Here is an 18956-nt window from a genome sequence, read left to right as displayed (position 1 = left end):
CTCATAAATACTTTTTAATTTGTTTTATTAATTTGGCGCCTGCAAGAGGATTATAATTTTGTGGTGGAATAAGTTCTATAGGGATATTTTCCTCCTTAGCCTGTTCTTCAAATCCTTCAAATCTATGTCTTACCTGAGGAGCTACTAGTATTAAATCCCAATCTTCTTTTACTTCATCAATGTATTCACCAGTACCTACTGCTTTAATATCAATTTCAATATTTTCTTTTTCTGCCTCCTTTTTTATGGTATTTACAACTAAAGAACTTGACATCCCCCCTGAGCATACCATCAATACCTTAATCATTCTTTCACCTCCTCTGCTTTATACTTACTATCTATAGCCTTATATATTGAACCACCAAATTTATTAAGAGACTCTACCGCTTTTTCATAACTATACCCAGTTTCAACCATTACTATTGCAACTTTTGGCTTATTCTTTGACAGTTTCAAATACCTCTCTGCTTTTTTCTCTTCAATACCTGTAGCTTCCATAATTATTCTTTTAGATCTTTTTATAAGTTTATTATTAGATGGTTTAAGATCAACCATTAAATTATTATAAACTTTTCCGATTCCTATCATAGATGCAGTTGTAAGCATGTTTAAGACCATTTTTTGTGCAGTTCCTGCTTTTAATCTAGTAGAACCTGTAATAACTTCGGGCCCTACTATTGGAGTAATGGCTATATCAGCAGCATTACTGAGCATACTATTTTCATTACAACTTAGCCCAACAGTTTTAGCACCTGTATTGTTTGCATAGTGGATGGCCCCCAATACGTAAGGGGTATTGCCACTAGCAGCTATTCCTACAACTGTATCTATTTGTGACAATTTTACCTTTTTCAAATTTTCTTCTCCAGCCTCAAAATTATCTTCTGCACCTTCCATTGCTTCAGTTAACGCCTTTTCCCCACCAGCAATAATCCCAATAACTTGGTCCTTATCAGTGCTAAAAGTAGGAGGGCACTCTGAAGCATCTAAAACACCCAACCTTCCACTAGTACCAGCTCCAATATAAATTAATCTTCCTCCCTTATTGAAGGTATCTATAATTCCATCTACAGCTTTTGCAATATTATGTAGTTCTTTTTCAACAGCATAAGCTACTAACTTATCTTCTTCATTCATTATTCTTAATATTTCTATAGTAGATTTTTTATCTATATCCTTGGATTTGTTGTTCGATTTCTCAGTTATTAAATTCATTGTGACCTCCCTATTTATATCTCTTATCCTCTAAAGCTTCTCTAGTAATCTTTAAATATTCAATAACTTCATCATAACGTTTACATGCCACACCTATGAATAGGCTGTCAATCACCAATAACTGAGCAATTCTAGATGCCATAGCCCCAGATCTAAAATTATTTTCTACACTTGCAGTATACAAGACTATATCAGAGACCTCTTGTATTGGCGATTTTCCATATTGAGTTATGGATATGGTAGTGGCACCCTTGCCTTTGGCTATCTTAAGAACATCAATTACTTCCATAGTTCTTCCAGTGTGAGAAATTCCTATTGCAACGTCTTTTTTTGTTAAATGTACCGCTGATGTTAATTGAATATGGTGATCAAAAAACATAAAAGTAGGTATATTAATTCTTGAAAATTTATATTGAGCATCTAAAGCTACTATTGATGAAGCACCTACCCCGAAAAGATATATTTTCTCACATTCATTTATCTTTTCTATTGCATTGGCTAGACTGGAAATATTTAAAATATTATTTGTGTCTTCAATAGCTTGGATACTGCCAGCTGATAATTTATTTAATATTATATCTGGCGTATCATTTGCATTTATCATTTCGTGAAGAATTTTTTCCTTTGTAGATTCTCCAATGGAGCTCATAGATATAGAGATCTTCAGTTCTTGATATCCTTTTAGACCAAGTGTTTTGCAGAACCTAACTACACTAGCCTCGCTTGTTTTGCTCTTTTCAGCCATTTCAACTACTGACAAATTCATAGCTTCTTGTGGATTTTCTAATATATAGCTAGCAATCTTCTGTTCAGAAGGTGTAAAACTAGCCATTCCTTGTCTCATCTTAGTAAGTATTGTATCAGACATATATATCAACATCCTTAATCTGTTTTAGTAATTTTGAATTATCGTATTTAACTTTCATATGTTCCCACCCTACTATCAAGGCCCCTATACCTGGGTTGTATTTATTTTCAATAATATTCAATTTAGGTTTTTGCTGAAGTAACATTTCCCTAAACTTTCGTTTCATTAAAATGGAATTTTCAAATATTCCACCTGATAAAGCTATATCTAAATTATTATCCATTTGTTTAACTACTGTCATTGTCATATTTACTAGCTCTGCTAGCCCTTCTGTAATTATCTTTTTTGCCACACTATCACCTTCTTCTGCAGCCTCAACTACTAATTTTGATAAGGATGATATCTTAATTTTATTGTCTAAGTTATTATATACGTAAGAGATTATTTCATCTACAGTTGAAAAACTTAAATAGTTCAAGATTTTGTCGGTTATAGAGGTCGGACTTTCTCTACCATCGTAAGATTTTACCATAGTCATCAATCCTTCTCTACCAAAATAGTAGCCGCTTCCTTCATCTCCTAATATATGACCCCATCCCCCAACTCTAAATAATTTTCCATTCCCGTCTAATCCTAATGTAATTGAACCCGTTCCACTTATAGTAATTACCCCTTCACTTTTACCATGAGCCCCTACTAATGAAATATACGCATCATTGTTTATTAGTTTTTCTCCTTTAATGCCTATCTCTATTAAAATAGCTTTAATAACTTGTTTATCCTTTTCTCTACCAACGCCTGCCAAGCCTAAAGAAATTAGCAGAATATCATCAAAAGTAATATTATTAGAAATACACAGGGATTTTAGAACTTCTTTTAATGATTCTTCTGCTTTTTCTACTCCTGCAGACAAATAATTTGATGAACTACTTTTAGCTACTGATAAAATATTACCATTAGTATCCGATAAATATCCAACGGTTTTAGTTCCTCCTCCATCGATTCCTACTATATACATCTAGAACACTCCAATTCTATTATTATTTTTATTATAGTATATATGAAAATATTTTTCAATATATGATTCAAATCTGAAATGTTTTTTCATCCCTTCCAAAATAATAGAACAAGGAAGTTTAGTTCCCTTGTCCTAGTGGCATATGCAAAGTTTTTTGTTGTTTACTCTCGCCGTAGGTTGCGATAATGCCAGCAATTCAACTCTCCTATCGCTCGTTTCATTGAGTGTTACTCCCACTCAATTGTAGCAGGTGGTTTATTTGTTATGTCATATACCACTCTATTTACGTACGATACCTCATTTACTATCCTATCGGATACCTTCTCCAATACTTCTAATGGAATTTTGGCCCATTGAGCAGTCATGGCATCTATACTATTTACTGCTCTTAGTACTATTGTATAGTTATAGGTTCTCTCTCCGTCAGTTACTCCTACGGATTTCATTTCAGGGATAGCTGCAAAGTATTGCCAGATTTTATCATTCAACTTTGCTTTTTCTATCTCTTTCCTAAATATATAGTCAGCATCTCTTACTATATCTAGCTTTTCCTCTGTAACTTCGCCTAAAACTCTAACTCCTAATCCAGGACCTGGAAAGGGCTGTCTATTTACAATTTCATCAGAAATTCCTAAAAGTCGTCCTACCTCTCGGACTTCATCTTTAAACAATTGTCTTACAGGTTCTATCAATTCAAAGTTTATATCCTCTGGTAGCCCTCCTACATTATGATGGCTCTTTACTACCGATTTACCATCTGTTCCGGATTCGATTACATCTGGATATATAGTTCCCTGTACCAGGAATTCAATTTCAGTTAATTTACTCTGTTCTTCTTCAAAAACTCTGATGAACTCTTCTCCTATAATCTTTCTCTTTTTTTCTGGATCTGTTACTCCTTTTAATCTATTTAAAAATCTGTCCTTAGCGTCTACAGTTATGAGGTTCATATGGAATTCATCTCTAAATTCTCTTTCTACCTGTTCCTTTTCATACTTTCTCAGTAGTCCATGATCTACAAATACACAGACTAGGTTGTCTCCAATAGCTTTATGCACCAGTGCTGCACATATAGATGAATCCACTCCACCAGATAATGCACATAAAGCCTTTTTATCTCCTACTTGTCTCTTTATTTCTTTTACACTGTTATTAACAAATTGCTCCATATTCCAGCTCTTATCACAATTACAAATCTTAAATAGAAAATTATCGATTATATATTTACCTTCTTTAGAAGTTTCAATCTCTGGATGAAATTTTACACCATAGATCTTTCTATCCTTATTTTCAATAGCTACAATATTTTCTCCTGATTCTGCAACCTTTTCAAATCCCTGTGGAATACTATCAAATACGTATTCCTTATCCATCCATAATTGTAAACTTTCATTCAATCCATTAAACAATAGACTTTCTCTATCCACGGTTACTGTTTCAAAATTATAATCTTTAGCATTAGATTCTGTATCATATTCAATTGATAAAACAGGTATTCCTAATTTAAATATATCTTTATCCATTAAAGATGCATCTTCAATTTCTCCACCTGTTATTATAATTCCTTCTGGCTTTTTTGATTTAATATTATCTACAGAGTAATCATAAGATACTATTTCACAATAAACTTTACTCTCTCTTATTTTTTTTCCTAAACTTCTGCTAAATTTTTCCCCTAAATCTAGAATTAATATCAACTTTAAATCCTCCCTTATCTTCTGCTGTAATTAGGTGCTTCTTTAGTTATGTGTATGTCATGGGGATGGTTTTCTATTAAAGATGCACTTGTTATCTTGATGAGTTTAGCCTTTTGGTGTAATTCTTTAATATCCTTAGCTCCTACATATCCCATGCCTGATCTTACTCCACCAATAAGTTGATACACAACATCTCCTAATGGTCCTCTATATGGAACCCTACCTTCTACTCCTTCAGGTACTAGCTTTTTAGTATCTTCTTGGAAATATCTATCCTTGCTTCCTGCTTTCATTGCTCCTATAGATCCCATACCTCTATACACTTTAAATCTTCTACCTTCATACAACTCTTCTTCTCCTGGACTCTCCTTAGTACCTGCAAACAATGAACCTATCATGACTGTATTAGCTCCTACTGCTAGTGCCTTAGTAATATCTCCTGAATATTTTATTCCACCGTCTGCAATCACTGGCACTCCATATTCCTTTGCTGCTTCTGCACAGTTCATAATCGCAGTTATCTGTGGCACACCAATTCCAGAAACTACTCTTGTAGTACAAATGGATCCAGGACCAATTCCTACTTTTACTGCATCAACACCTGCTTCAATCAATTCTACTGTGGCTTCACCTGTTGCCACGTTTCCAGCTATTAATTCAATATCTGGGTACTCTAATTTAATTCTCTTAACTGCATCTATTACTCCTTTAGAATGACCATGAGCTGTATCAACGACTATTACATCAACCTTAGATTTAACTAATGCATCAATTCTTTTCGACATATCTTCTGTAATACCTACAGCTGCTCCTACTACCAATCTTCCAGATTCATCTTTTGCTGAATTAGGATACTCAATGGATTTTTCTATATCCTTTATAGTTATAAGTCCAGCCAATTTATAGTCCTCATCTACTAAAGGTAACTTCTCTATCTTATGCTGTTTCATTATTTCCAAAGCCTCATCCATATTGATATCCTTTTTAGCAGTAACTAAATTTTCACTAGTCATTACTTTCTCTATTTTTTTACTCGTATCAACTTCAAATCTGATATCTCTATTAGTAATTATACCGACTAACCTGCCATCTTCTTCTACAATAGGAACCCCTGATATATGATATCTCTCCATTAATTCTAAGGCATCTGAAACATCATGATATTTTGAAAGAGAAAAAGGATCTGTAATTATGCCATGCTCAGATCTCTTTACCTTATCCACTTCTAGAGCCTGCTCTTCAATACTCATATTCTTATGAATTATACCTATACCACCTTCTCTAGCCATAGCTATGGCCATCCTTGCTTCAGTAACAGTATCCATTCCTGCGCTCATTAATGGGATGTTTAATTTTATTTTTTTAGTTAAATAGGTATTTAATTTTGTTTCTTTAGGTAATACCTCTGATTTACCAGGTTGTAATAGTACATCATCAAAGGTTAAGCCTTCTCCAACGAATTCCAATAGTAAACCCTCCTCTAAATTTATATTAATAGTATACTACAAATATAGTTAAATTAAATATAAACTTATGTATATATTGCAGATAATATTTTTTCCTTATAGTATAACAAATATTAATTTCAATAGCAAGAAATTTTATTCAGATACATATTGTTTGATAGATAAGAAATTATTAGTTTATAAAATCGATATACTTGGATATATTAAAAGTGAAAATTAAAACTAAATACTTTAAGAGGGGTTGATTTTAATAAATAACAATACAATAGATTTGCTCATGAACCATGTTTCAATTAGAAAATATAGGGACAAAGAAGTAGATAATGACATATTGGATACTATTATTAAGTGTGCTCAAATGGCACCAACATCAAACAATTTACAAACATATACAATAATTGAAGTTAAGGATAAAAAGAAGAAAGAAGAATTATCTCAGATATCTGGAGGCCAACCGTGGGTAGTTAAAGCACCGGTAGTTTTGTTATTCTGTGCAGATTTGAACAGAAGTAAGAAATATATGGATATTGCAAATACTGATGTATTTAGCAATGCTGAATTATATACCGTGGCAGTTATTGATACTGCCTTAGCAGCTCAAAAGGCATTGATAGCTGCACAGAGCTTAGGTCTTGGTGGAGTTGTTATTGGAGGTATGAGAAATAATATGCAAGAGGTTCATAATATATTTAAGCTGCCTAATTTAGTGGCTCCACTATTCTTATTATGTTTAGGATATCCAGATGACAATCCAGGTCTAAAACCTAGATTGCCAAAAGAGGTTGTTCACAAAATAGATTATTATGATCAGACAAAGGATGATGAATTAATAAATGAATACAATAAAACTATGAAAGAATATTATAATAAAAGAACCAATGGCAAGTCTGATGAAACTTGGACAAAAAAATCTTGTAAAGCCTTCTCCAAAAGTAGTAGGGATGAGACGGGAGAATTTTTGAGAAATATAGGATTTTTGAATGGTTAAGTTATGCTTATTATTTTGCTCTTAGAACCTCAACATCATATCCATCTGGATCAGTGACAAAATAGTATTTTGGTTTCTCTCCTGGTAATCCTATTAGTTCAGTAACCTTATATCCCATCTCTTTATGTCTTTCTCTAGAAGCTTCTAGATCATCTACTGAAACTGCTATATGACTGAACCCATTTCCCAGTTCATAAGGTTTATCAGGATTATAGTTGTATGTTAACTCTATCTCATAATTTCCTGATTCATCACTTAAGTATACTAAGGTAAATTCATCTTCTGGAAAATCCTTTCTCCTTGTTTCCTTTAATCCTAAAGCCTCCTCATAAAACTTTAAAGACTTCTCTAAATCCATTACTCTAATGCAAGTATGTAATAACTCGTATTTCATAAATTTCACTCCTTTAATTGTTTTATATGATTATATATATCCTAATTTTATTAATTTAAAACCTATTATATATTTTAACACATATTTCTTATCTATTCTTTAGTAAAAGAAGTGCTCTTTAAACATTTATATACTACTATTAATATTTATGAGAATATATTAAGATATATAATGGAAAATAGTAAACCTCTGAGTCTCCTCAGAGGTTTTTGATACTACATCATTGGCATTCCGCCACCCATTCCACCGCCAGCAGGCATACCAGCAGTTGGGTCTTCTTCTTCTGCGTCTACTACTGCAGATTCTGTTGTTAATATCATAGCTGCAACAGATGCTGCATTTTGTAATGCTGAACGAGTAACTTTTGTTGGATCTGAAATTCCTGCTTCTATCATATTTACATATTTTTCATTTAATGCATCGAATCCAACTCCTACATCAGATCCTTTTACTTTTTCTATTATTACTGAACCTTCTAATCCAGCGTTTTTAGCTATTTGTCTTACTGGTTCTTCTAATGCTCTAGTTATTATTCTTACCCCAGTTTTTTCGTCTCCTTGTGTTACGTCTATTAGTTTCGCTACTTCAGGTATGCAATCTACAAGAACTGTTCCACCACCTGGAACCATACCTTCTTCAACAGCTGCCCTAGCTGTAGATAATGCATCTTCTATTCTTAATTTTCTTTCCTTAAGTTCTGTTTCACTAGCAGCACCTACTTCAATCACTGCAACTCCGCCTGCTAGTTTCGCAAGCCTTTCTTGTAGCTTTTCTTTATCGAATTCTGAGTCAGTTTCTTCGATTTGAGTTCTTATTTGATTTACTCTATCTTCAATATCAGATTGATTGCCTTCTCCATCAACTATTACTGTATTTTCTTTATCTACTTGTACTCTTCTCGCTTTACCAAGCATATCGATTGTAGTTTCCTTTAAGTCGAATCCTAATTCTTCTGATATTACTTGACCACCAGTAAGTATTGCTATATCTTGAAGCATCTCTTTTCTTCTATCACCAAATCCTGGAGCTTTAACTGCTACACAGTTAAATGTTCCTCTTAATTTATTTACTACTAATGTAGGTAGAGCTTCTCCTTCTACATCCTCTGCAATTATAAGTAATGGTTTACCTTGTTGAACTATTTGTTCCAATATTGGTAATACATCTTGTATGTTTGAAATCTTCTTATCAGTTATAAGAATATATGCATCTTCTAATTCAGCAACCATCTTGTCCGTATCAGTTGCCATATAAGCAGATAGATATCCCCTATCAAATTGCATACCTTCTACTACATCTAAAGTAGTTCCCATGGATTTAGATTCTTCTATTGTAATAACTCCATCATTACCTACTTTTTCCATAGCTTCAGCAATTAATTTTCCTATTTCTTCATCTCCAGCTGAAATAGAAGCAACTTGTGCTATATCATCTTTAGTTTCTACATCTCTTGAAAATCTCTTGATTTCTTCTACTGCTTTATTAACAGCCTTTTTAATACCATTTTGTAATATTATTGGGTTTGCACCAGCTGCTACATTCTTTAAACCTTCTCTTACGATAGCTTGAGCTAATAATGTTGCAGTTGTAGTACCATCTCCTGCTACATCTTGAGTCTTTGTAGCAACTTCTTTAACAAGTTGTGCACCCATGTTTGCATATCTATCTTCTAATTCTATTTCACGAGCAATAGTCACACCATCATTAGTGATAAGTGGTGCACCAAATTTTTTATCCAATACTACATTTCTTCCCTTTGGACCAAGAGTTACCTTTACAGTATCTGCTAATTTATTAATTCCTTTTTCCATAGCTTTACGAGCATCTTCACTAAATTTGATTTCTTTGGCCATTATATTTCACACTCCTCTTTTTATTTCAGTTCTATCTGGCGATCAAATATCGCCCATACCAAATGCAAACCATCGTCACCCTGCAATAGACAGAATTAATCTTACTGTCGTTAGATAGCAGAGGATCAAGATCATCATTTCGATTTTAACTGTACATTGTCCAACTATTCTACTACAGCTAAAATATCGTTAAATTTAAGTATTGTCAATTCTTCACCATCAATCTTAACTTCTGTTCCTGCATATTTAGAGAATATTACTTTATCGTTTACTTTAATTTGATTCTTTTTCTTATCATCGTTAGCTATATCTCCTCCTACAGCAACAACTTCAGCCATTTGAGGCTGTTCCTTAGCAGAGCTTGGAAGAACTATTCCAGATTTGGTTTTATCCTCTGCTTCTACTATTTTTATAACTACTCTATCACCTAGTGGTTTAAGGTTCATATCATTACCTCCTTGTATTTTTCGTTTTTTACGTTTTATTAGCACTCACTTAAGATGAGTGCTAATATGTACATTTATTATGTTACTTAATAAGAAAACATGAATCAAGTCCTAAATTTCATCATATTTCATCAAATACTGTAATCTTATTGATTTTTCTTCACTATCCTCTTTTTTTATTTTATTATTATGCAATGATGTCATTTCAAAACTCTCTTCATCCATTTTATCTTTTATTCTTTTTTCCTACTCCTAGTTCTCTTGCATAATAAAATAGGTATTGTTGTGCAAATCCTGCTAAGTCTCCAAACTTTTTATTTGCAAATTTAGATATATCCTTTAATTTTGTATCCTCTTCTAAATAAAAATATTCCATGATTCTTTTGACCCATATATCAATTGGGAAAGCATTATCCTTGTTAAATGCAAATAACAATATGCAACTAGAAACCTTAGGACCAACTCCAGGAAATTTTTTGAGCTTTTCCTGTCCTTCAGCAGTTGAAAGTGAATATATGGAATCTAAATCGATTTTACCTTGCTTTATCATCTTTGAAGTATTCACTATATATTTTGCCCTATATCCTACTTTGTGATTCTTTTCCAAATCTTCTATATCTGCATCTGCTAAGATATCATGCGTTGGAAAAGAAAAATATTTTCTTCCATTGTATGTATCTATATATTCTCCATAACTTCTACTAATAAGCTCTATGGATTTTTTGATTCGTGGAATTTGATTATTAGCCGAAATTATAAATGAAATGATAATTTCAAAAGGTTCTTGATTAAGTATCCTTATACCTTGACCAAATTTAATTGCTTCTTTTAATACTGAGTCTTTAGACAATTCTTCTTTTATTTTACTATAATCCCTGCCTAAATCAAAATAGTTAAACCAAATATTTTCAAAATCAGACCGATTAGTATTAGAAAATACTACATCTCTTCCTTCTCTCTTAACATTGATTACTTTACCTTTATGTATAGCGGTATAGCTTCCATCTTCCTCTACATGCCATCTAAATGCCTGTCCGCATTCAAATATATGCTTTGGTTCGAAATTTTTCATATCCTTTAATATTATCTTGTTATCCTTTTCTATGATTTTATAATTCATTCTATTGCTCCTTCCCATATTAAGATCACTTTTACTATTATACCCAAAACTTTAGAACATAAAAAAAGATGAGGAACAACCTTAATTAGGGTTTATGATGGGAGTACCCAAATGGCAAAACCCTCAGAAGTACGAGTTCTGAGGGTTTTTTATTGATAGTTTGATTTGCCTAATGATATTCTATTTTGTAAAGCATTGCTTAAGTTAATTATTGATACCACACAAAGCTTTGATATTATTATTGTATCCAAATTACATTTAAATCATAACTTAAACTAAATCTATATCGTGTAGATTAATACCATCCTCTTAATTTCATTGTTTCAGCTACTTTCTTAACTGAAATCATGTATGCAGCTTGTCTTATTGTAACGCCTTTTTCTTCTTTAAGAGCCCATACATCTTTAAATGCTTCAACCATTTTAGCTTCTTGTTTTTCTTCTACTTCTTTTTCTGACCAATAATATCCTTGTAGGTTTTGTACCCACTCAAAGTATGATACTGCTACTCCACCTGCATTAGTTAAAATATCAGGAGTAACAGGAATCTTTCTTTCATTTAATACTTCGTCAGCTTCTGGAGTTGTTGGACCATTAGCTGCTTCACATACTAATTTAGCTTTTATTTTTTCAGCTACTTCTTTAGTTATAGCATTTTCCAAAGCTGCTGGGATCAATATATCAACATCTAATTCCCAGAATTCATCAAGAGAAATTTGTTTTGCCTTTGGATATCCTACTAAGTTCTTATGTTCGTTCATGTAAGCTTCCATATCTGCAAAATCTAATCCGTCTTCATTATATAAAGCATAAGTTCCTACTGATGGTGCCCATTCTCCAATAGCTACTACTTTAGCTCCTTGTCTTTGAACATTTTTAACAGTATAACGACCTACATTACCAAATCCTTGAATAGCAACTTTTGCACTCTTCATATCTATGCCTACTTCTCTTGCTGCTTCTCTTGTAATTATCGAAACACCAAATCCTGTTGCTTCATTTCTACCTTCTGAGCCACCCCATGCAACTGGTTTACCAGTAATAACACCTAAAGCAGAAGTTCCAGTTAATTTATTGTACTCATCTACCATCCATGCCATAACTTGTCCATTAGTTCCTACATCTGGTGCAGGAATATCTGTTTTTTCTCCTAAGTACTTATAAAGTCCATCTATATATCCTCTTGAAAGTCTTTCTAGTTCTCCTTGGGATAGGCTTAGTGTGTCAGCTATAACTCCACCTTTACCTCCACCATAAGGTAGTCCCATAACTCCACCTTTGAAAGTCATCCATATTGATAGAGCTTTAACTTCGTCTATGTTTACTCCTGGATGGAATCTTACTCCACCTTTTGTTGGACCTACTGCGTCATTATGTTGAGCTCTGAAACCTTTGAATGTTTTAATACTTCCGTCATCCATTCTAACAGGAATATTAACCTCAATAACTCTTTGTGGCTCTTTTAGTATTTCATATACTGCTGGGTCTAATGCTAATTTGTCACAAGCAGCTTTTACCTGATTTTGAGAATTTTTTAATGGATTTAAATTTTCCTTTGCCATAGTTATACCTCCTTAAATTATGCTTATGAAAACATTTTCATAAAGAATTATTTATACCTTTTATAATTTGTTATAATTTTATCTTTTCGCCAACTCTATTTTAACACTGTATTATAATAAGTGCAAGTACAAACAAATACAAAAAACTACAGTGTCTCTATTCTACATATTCTCTAGCTTTCTCTTCTCCTCTTAATACTCTAAGTATTCCATAAGCAAGTGATTCCATCTCATTTTCACCAGGAACGATCTCAACTGGTGCAATAAACTCTACACGTTTTTTTATCCAAGAAGTCATAATATCAGAATAAGCAATTCCGCCTGTTAAAATAATAAAATCCACTTTTCCTTCTACTACAGTTGCAAGTTCACCTATGCCCTTAGCAATTTGGTAAGCCATTGCTTCATAGACTTTTCTTGCCTTTTCATCTCCATTATCAATCATCTTCTCAACTTCTCTAGCATCTAAAGTATTAAGATATGCTCTTATTCCACCATTACCTCTTAATTTTTTATGCATAGTGGCTTTATCAAACTTACCTGAATAACATAAATCTATAAGCTGTCTACATGGCACTCTACCAGCTCTTTCTGGTGAAAATGGTCCTTCATCATCTGAAACTATATCAACTATCTGCCCCTTTTCATGAACATTTAAAGATATTCCACCACCTAAGTGAGCAACAACAAAATTCATATCCTGATATTTTTTACCGTACTTTTCAGCTGTTTTTATTGCTACTGCTCTGGTATTAAGAACATGACTTGTACTTGTCCTTGGTATATCTGGCATGCCAGATATACGAGCTATATCCTGTAATTCATCTGTTCTTACTGAATCATATATATAGGCACTAACTCCTGCAACCTTCGCTATTTCATATACAATAGGTGCACCTAAATTAGATGCATGTTCCATAGCAGGTCTTTTTTCAAGAGTTTCGAGCATTATCTCATTCACTTCATAAGCTCCCGATTTTACTGGAGGAAGCATTCCACCTCTTCCCACTACAGCTGATAACTCATTTATATCGTATCCCTTTTCCTCTAAAAATGAAATTACTATATCCTTTCTCATCTCGAATTGATCTTGAACTTTATCATATTTTTCAATCTCCTCTATCGGATGATCCAGCGTTTCAGTAAATATTTCTTTCTCATCTTCAAACAAAGCTATCTTTGTAGAAGTCGAACCTGGATTAATAGCTAATATTTTATGGGTCATTATTATCCCTCCTTTATTGCTGAATTCAAGTCCGTTTACTTAAGTATTTCTTTCAATGCGTTAGTGAATTTTTCCGTTTGTTTAACTGTTCCTGTGCTAACTCTTAACCATGTATCCCAGCCCCATATACTACCTGCTTTAACTACTATACCTCTCTTTAATAGTTCCTCTGAAACCATATTAGAATTTTTGCCTGTGTTTACAAATACGAAATTTGCATTGGATTTTATATATTCTAATCCTAAGCTTTCAAAGCATTCTTCCATCATTCCTAATGATTTATAATTCATCTCAACAGTATTTTTAATATGCTCTTCGTCTTCTAATGCTCCTAAAGCTGCAGCTTGTGCAAGTCTGTTTACATTGAAAGTACCTTTAACCTTCCCCATTTCTGTTGCAATTTCCTTAGATGTAAGAGCAAATCCTACACGTACTCCTGCAATTCCTGTGACCTTTGAGAATGTCCTCAATATTATCGTATTTGGCCTTTGCTTTAATATATCCACTGATTCTGGATAATCTGGATTTACTTTAGCAAAATCATAGTATGCTTCATCAAATACTATTACAATATCATCTGGAACATTTTCCACTAAATATTCAACTTCATCTTTAGTCATTATGTTTCCTAATGGGTTATTTGGGTTACATACATATATCAATTTAGTATTTTTACTTATTTTTTCAATCATTCCCTTGAAATCTTGTTTATATCCATCTATAGGCACAGTTACTAATTTTCCACCTAGATGCTCTGCCCAAATTCCTAATATAGTAAATGTAGTATCAGCTGATACCACTTCATCACCAGCATCTATAAAAGTTTGTGAAATTATTTGTAATATCTGTTCTCCACCGTTTCCAACAACAATGTTATCGTATTCCAATCCGTACTTTTCAGCTAATTTAGTCCTTAACTCCATACTAGCTGGATCAGGATATACATTTATATTTTCTACTTGTTTTTTTACAGCTTCCATAGCCTTTGGAGATGGTCCTAATTGGTTTTCATTGGAAGCTAACTTTACTACTTCATCTATACCATATTCCTTTTGTACTTCTTCTATAGGTTTTCCCGGAACGTAAGGACGTAATTTTGATAATTCATTTCTAAATAAACTCTTTGACATTTCTCATTCCCCTTTCTTTTTTTAATTCTAATACTAATTTCATTATAATTCATAATTGTGTGAAAAGTCTACATTATATGAAAACTTATGGGAAAATAATTGCTCAGTAAGAAGATATATATCTATCTTACTGAACAATGTCTATTGATGACTTAATAATTAAATTGCACTTGTTTCTCCACCAAGTGATATTGCACTCATTCCTTTATTGAGTGCTTCTATATTTATATCTACAAATTTTTTCTTTACAGTATTTCTTATAACATCTTCCCAATCTATATCAGTTAAATTCATCGCCTTAACTAGTGCACCAACTAGTACAATATTCATAACTTTAGGATTTCCTAATTCTACAGCTATCTTTGCAGCATCAATTATATTAGCATTTACCTTTTCCTCTATAATTTCATTTATTCCTTCAGGATAGTCTGCTTTGCCCATAAGTATTGGAGCTGACCCTATTTGATAATCATTTACTACAGCTTTTCCTTCAGGTTTTAGGTAGTCCAACCATCTTAATGCTTCCATAGTTTCAAATGAAACTAAAATATCTGCTTCTCCTACTCCTATTACTGGAGAATGAACTTCGTCTCCATATCTTACTTGTGTAGAAACACTTCCGCCTCTTTGAGCCATTCCATGAATTTCAGACATTTTTACATCATATCCAGCTTCAACAAGGCCTGTTGATAAAATTTTACTAGCTAAAATTGTACCTTGTCCACCTACTCCAACTAATAATATACTTTTTGTTTCTGCCATTTTATTCACCCACCTTACTTATTGCATTTACAGGACATACCTGCTCACATAACTCACAGCCTACACATTGTACTGGGTCAATTTTTGCTTTCTTGTCCTCTTTAACAAATTGTATTGCTGGACAACCAGTATTTACACACATCTTACATCCTATACACTTATCTTCATCTACTCCAAATGTTCCTGAAGGAACTTCAAATTCTTTTTTGTCAAATTCAGATAATTTTTTAAGTGCACATGGATATCTTGTAATAATTACTGATGGTTCGTCTAGTTCAAATGCCCAATCGAAAGCTTTGTTAAGATCTTCTAACTTCAATGGGTTTACAGTTTTTACATGTTCAATTCCTAAAGCTTTAACTATATCAGGAATATTTGCCATCTTAGTAACATCTCCCTGAAGAGTATATCCAGTTCCAGGGTTTTCCTGATGTCCTGTCATTCCAGTTACCCTATTGTCAAGTATACAAGTAATAGTATTGCTATTGTTATAAACAACATCTAAAAGACTGTTTATACCTGTATGGAAGAATGTAGAATCTCCAATAACACTTACTACTCTCATGTCCTTATTATACTTATCAAAAACCTTCTTAGCACCATGTCCTACACTGATACTAGCTCCCATACAAATAGTTGTGTCCATTGCACCTAATGGATCTGCTCCACCTAGAGTATAGCAACCTATATCCCCTGTAATCATAACATCTTTTCTCTTACTCAATCCATAGAAGAATCCCCTATGTGGACAACCTGCACAAAGAGTTGGTGGCCTATTTACAACCTTAGACTTATCATAATCTATAATTGATTTTTCTTCTTCAAGCAGTGCAGTTGCAACAATCTCAGAGTTAAGTTCCCAAATATTTGGGATCTTGTCCTTACCTATGCAATCAATTCCAGCGGCTTTGATTTGATCTTCTAGATATGGTTCCAATTCTTCTACTACATAAAGAGTGTCTACTTCCTCTGCAAACTTCTTGATTTTTTCCATTGGAAGTGGATAAGTAAATCCTAATTTTAAATATGAAGCATTTTTTCCAAATACTTCTTTCGCATATTGATAAGCTACTCCAGAAGATACAATTCCTATTTTCTTGTCATTCCATTCAATATAATTTAAATCTGTATTGTTAGAAAACTCTTCTAATTTCTTAAGTCTTTCTTCTAAGTTAACATGCAATTGTTTTGCTACAGCAGGAGCTACATAATACTTTTGTAGATTCTTTTCATATTTTTTCATTGATACTTCTTCTCTTTCTCCCACTTCAACAAGAGATTTACTATGACATATTCTAGTAGTCATTCTGAATAAAACTAAAGTATCAAATTCTTCACTTATCTTAATGGCAGCCTTAACCATGTCCTTAGCCTCTTGACTATTGCTTGGCTCCACCATAGCTACTTTTGCTGATCTTGCATAATATCTGTTATCCTGTTCATTCTGAGATGAATGTAATCCAGGGTCATCGGCAACAACTAAAACAAACCCTCCGTTAACTCCTGTATATCCTGCAGTAAAAAATGGGTCAGCAGCCACATTTAATCCTACATGCTTCATTGCTGCAAGAGATCTTGCACCAGCAATAGATGCACCTAACGCTGATTCTAAAGCAACCTTTTCATTTGGTGCCCATTCTGCAATTATTTCTTCTTTATACGGAGCTATGTTTTCTAAAATTTCTGTACTTGGTGTTCCAGGATATGCTGCAGCATAATGAATACCTGCTTCATAAGCTCCAACAGCTACTGCTTCGTTTCCTGTCAATAGCTTCTTCATTTATATTTCCCCCTTCTCTAAGATTCGTTATGATAATTTAAAGAATTTAATTTGAATTCACATCTTTTTATATAAATGCAAATAATATGCCAACTTTTATATATTTAAAATCCCAGTTGCTGTTAAGAATAAAATTACTAATAAAATTGGAATAATATACTTAACAAAGCTATACCAGAATTTATATAGACCAAATTTAATTTCACCAGTATTTGTGATCTCGTCTTTTAAATCCTTTTCATTCCAGACATGTGAAATTATTAATGCACCTGCTAGTCCTACTAATGGGAATGAAATATTGGATACAAAATAATCATATAGGTCAAAGAAGTTCTTACCAAATATTTTAATATCGCCCCAACTCCCATAGCTCATCAATGGTGGAGTTGCTAGGAGTAATATAATCAAACACATAACCAAGACTGCACTTTTTCTGCTCATCTTTGTTTTTTCCAAAATGTAAGTTACAGAAACTTCTAACATTGATATAGAAGATGTTAAAGCTGCAAAGAAAAATAATAAGAAAAATACAGCAGAGAAAAATGATCCAAAAGGCATTTGACCAAAAACATTTGGTAATGTTACAAATGCAAGCCCTGGTCCTTCTCCAGGTGATAACCCAAAAGCGAATACTGCTGGTAAAATTGCTAATCCAGCTAAAATACCAACTGCAGTACCAGATATAGCAGTTACTGAAGCAGCAAATGGTATATTCTCTTTTTTATTCAAATAGCTTGCATAAGTTACCATACCACCAGAACCAAGGCTTAAACTAAAGAATACTTGTCCCAGTGCAGCAACAAAAGTAGAACTTGTAACTTGAGAAAAATCTGGTTTCAAGTACCACTTTATCCCTTCTGCAGCCCCTGGAAGAGTAACGGAACGAACAGCCAATACGATTAACATTATAAATAATGCAGGCATTAAAACGGTACAAGCTTTTTCTATACCACCTGAAATTCCCTTTAATACAACAAAAGCTGTAATAGCAAGAAATATAATTCCAAATACTGCAACTATATCAACATTTGTCGTAAAACTATTAAATCCTGCACTTATTTCTTCTGCATTCAAGCCAATTAGATTCCCTGTTATACTTTGAATAAAATAATATATTGTCCATCCACCAATAATATTATAGTAAGAAAAGAGAACCGTAACAGCTATCATCGAAAAGAATCCAACAAATTTATATTTTTTATTATATTTACCATAGGCTTCAACAGCGCTTGCTCCACTATTTCTACCTATTGCAAATTCAACAATTAATAAACTAATTCCAATTAAAGCAGCACTTATTAAATATATTAAAACAAAAGCTCCTCCGCCATTTTCTCCAGTCATATATGGGAATTTCCATATATTACCTAATCCCACTGCAGAGCCAGCCGCTGCCATTATAAATCCAAATTTTGACTGAAACTGATCTCTATTATCTTCTTGATTTAATCCTACTTTTTGATTTAATTCTGTGTTGTCCACAATATTCCTCC

Annotated in this window: 17 protein-coding genes; 1 reads left to right on the top strand and 16 read right to left on the bottom strand. The window is 33.0% G+C overall.

Annotated features, from left to right (window positions below):
• Position 1: 1 nt before the first annotated feature.
• The 6 genes from K8M07_RS06495 to guaB all read right to left on the bottom strand — a co-directional run bounded on the left by K8M07_RS06495 (position 2) and on the right by guaB (position 6204).
• Positions 2-307, bottom strand: a complete 306-nt coding sequence (locus K8M07_RS06495; protein WP_223377092.1) for a PTS sugar transporter subunit IIB — start codon at positions 305-307, stop codon at positions 2-4.
• A complete protein-coding gene (murQ, locus tag K8M07_RS06490; RefSeq protein WP_223377091.1) occupies positions 304-1215 on the bottom strand; it encodes an N-acetylmuramic acid 6-phosphate etherase in 912 nt (303 codons plus the stop codon). The genes K8M07_RS06495 and murQ overlap by 4 nt, the downstream gene beginning before the upstream one ends.
• 10 nt (positions 1216-1225) lie before the next feature.
• Complete coding sequence (locus K8M07_RS06485) at positions 1226-2083, bottom strand: MurR/RpiR family transcriptional regulator (protein WP_223377090.1); 858 nt, start codon at positions 2081-2083, stop codon at positions 1226-1228.
• Complete coding sequence (locus K8M07_RS06480; RefSeq protein WP_223377089.1) at positions 2076-3041, bottom strand: N-acetylglucosamine kinase; 966 nt, start codon at positions 3039-3041, stop codon at positions 2076-2078. The genes K8M07_RS06485 and K8M07_RS06480 overlap by 8 nt, the downstream gene beginning before the upstream one ends.
• Before the next feature lie 227 nt (positions 3042-3268).
• A complete protein-coding gene (gene guaA, locus K8M07_RS06475; RefSeq protein WP_411741959.1) occupies positions 3269-4756 on the bottom strand; it encodes a glutamine-hydrolyzing GMP synthase in 1488 nt (495 codons plus the stop codon).
• A complete protein-coding gene (guaB, locus tag K8M07_RS06470; protein WP_223377087.1) occupies positions 4753-6204 on the bottom strand; it encodes an IMP dehydrogenase in 1452 nt (483 codons plus the stop codon). The genes guaA and guaB overlap by 4 nt, the downstream gene beginning before the upstream one ends.
• Before the next feature lie 241 nt (positions 6205-6445).
• Here guaB and nfsA point away from each other — a divergent pair, with 241 nt between their 5' ends.
• On the top strand, positions 6446-7192 hold the full coding sequence (nfsA, locus tag K8M07_RS06465; RefSeq protein ID WP_223377086.1) for an oxygen-insensitive NADPH nitroreductase: 747 nt from the start codon (positions 6446-6448) through the stop codon (positions 7190-7192).
• Positions 7193-7202: 10 nt separating this feature from the next.
• Here nfsA and K8M07_RS06460 read toward each other — a convergent pair whose 3' ends face one another.
• The 10 genes from K8M07_RS06460 to K8M07_RS06415 form a co-directional block, all read right to left on the bottom strand.
• A complete protein-coding gene (locus tag K8M07_RS06460) occupies positions 7203-7586 on the bottom strand; it encodes a VOC family protein (protein WP_223377085.1) in 384 nt (127 codons plus the stop codon).
• A gap of 215 nt (positions 7587-7801) precedes the next feature.
• The gene (groL, locus tag K8M07_RS06455; RefSeq protein ID WP_223377084.1) at positions 7802-9439 is read right to left on the bottom strand and encodes a chaperonin GroEL; all 1638 of its coding nucleotides are present in this window, start codon (positions 9437-9439) and stop codon (positions 7802-7804) included.
• A gap of 164 nt (positions 9440-9603) precedes the next feature.
• On the bottom strand, positions 9604-9885 hold the full coding sequence (gene groES / locus K8M07_RS06450; RefSeq protein WP_223377083.1) for a co-chaperone GroES: 282 nt from the start codon (positions 9883-9885) through the stop codon (positions 9604-9606).
• A gap of 226 nt (positions 9886-10111) precedes the next feature.
• Positions 10112-11005, bottom strand: a complete 894-nt coding sequence (locus tag K8M07_RS06445) for a DNA-3-methyladenine glycosylase family protein (RefSeq protein ID WP_223377082.1) — start codon at positions 11003-11005, stop codon at positions 10112-10114.
• A gap of 295 nt (positions 11006-11300) precedes the next feature.
• Positions 11301-12566, bottom strand: coding sequence for a Glu/Leu/Phe/Val family dehydrogenase (locus K8M07_RS06440; protein ID WP_223377081.1), 1266 nt, complete (start codon positions 12564-12566; stop codon positions 11301-11303).
• Between the two features lie 157 nt (positions 12567-12723).
• Positions 12724-13791 (bottom strand): butyrate kinase, encoded by a 1068-nt coding sequence (buk, locus tag K8M07_RS06435; protein WP_223377080.1) that lies wholly within the window; start codon positions 13789-13791, stop codon positions 12724-12726.
• 35 nt (positions 13792-13826) lie between these two features.
• Complete coding sequence (gene hisC / locus K8M07_RS06430) at positions 13827-14921, bottom strand: histidinol-phosphate transaminase (RefSeq protein WP_223377079.1); 1095 nt, start codon at positions 14919-14921, stop codon at positions 13827-13829.
• 159 nt (positions 14922-15080) lie between these two features.
• Positions 15081-15683 (bottom strand): indolepyruvate oxidoreductase subunit beta, encoded by a 603-nt coding sequence (locus K8M07_RS06425; protein ID WP_223377078.1) that lies wholly within the window; start codon positions 15681-15683, stop codon positions 15081-15083.
• 1 nt (position 15684) lies between these two features.
• A complete protein-coding gene (iorA, locus tag K8M07_RS06420) occupies positions 15685-17463 on the bottom strand; it encodes an indolepyruvate ferredoxin oxidoreductase subunit alpha (RefSeq protein ID WP_223377077.1) in 1779 nt (592 codons plus the stop codon).
• A gap of 96 nt (positions 17464-17559) precedes the next feature.
• A complete protein-coding gene (locus K8M07_RS06415; protein WP_223377076.1) occupies positions 17560-18945 on the bottom strand; it encodes a sodium-dependent transporter in 1386 nt (461 codons plus the stop codon).
• Positions 18946-18956: the final 11 nt, after the last annotated feature.

The sequence above is a fragment of the Schnuerera sp. xch1 genome (assembly GCF_019931165.1).
GTDB lineage: Bacteria > Bacillota > Clostridia > Tissierellales > Tepidimicrobiaceae > JAIOUP01.
This window is presented reverse-complemented; position numbering and strand designations above follow the sequence as displayed.

Coding starts and splice junctions, on each gene's coding strand:
- K8M07_RS06495 (WP_223377092.1), bottom strand. CDS start 307: ATGATTAAGGTATTGATGGTATGCTCAGGGGGGATGTCAAGTTCTTTA.
- murQ (WP_223377091.1), bottom strand. CDS start 1,215: ATGAATTTAATAACTGAGAAATCGAACAACAAATCCAAGGATATAGAT.
- K8M07_RS06485 (WP_223377090.1), bottom strand. CDS start 2,083: ATGTCTGATACAATACTTACTAAGATGAGACAAGGAATGGCTAGTTTT.
- K8M07_RS06480 (WP_223377089.1), bottom strand. CDS start 3,041: ATGTATATAGTAGGAATCGATGGAGGAGGAACTAAAACCGTTGGATAT.
- K8M07_RS06460 (WP_223377085.1), bottom strand. CDS start 7,586: ATGAAATACGAGTTATTACATACTTGCATTAGAGTAATGGATTTAGAG.
- groL (WP_223377084.1), bottom strand. CDS start 9,439: ATGGCCAAAGAAATCAAATTTAGTGAAGATGCTCGTAAAGCTATGGAA.
- groES (WP_223377083.1), bottom strand. CDS start 9,885: ATGAACCTTAAACCACTAGGTGATAGAGTAGTTATAAAAATAGTAGAA.
- K8M07_RS06445 (WP_223377082.1), bottom strand. CDS start 11,005: ATGAATTATAAAATCATAGAAAAGGATAACAAGATAATATTAAAGGAT.
- K8M07_RS06440 (WP_223377081.1), bottom strand. CDS start 12,566: ATGGCAAAGGAAAATTTAAATCCATTAAAAAATTCTCAAAATCAGGTA.
- buk (WP_223377080.1), bottom strand. CDS start 13,791: ATGACCCATAAAATATTAGCTATTAATCCAGGTTCGACTTCTACAAAG.
- hisC (WP_223377079.1), bottom strand. CDS start 14,921: ATGTCAAAGAGTTTATTTAGAAATGAATTATCAAAATTACGTCCTTAC.
- K8M07_RS06425 (WP_223377078.1), bottom strand. CDS start 15,683: ATGGCAGAAACAAAAAGTATATTATTAGTTGGAGTAGGTGGACAAGGT.
- iorA (WP_223377077.1), bottom strand. CDS start 17,463: ATGAAGAAGCTATTGACAGGAAACGAAGCAGTAGCTGTTGGAGCTTAT.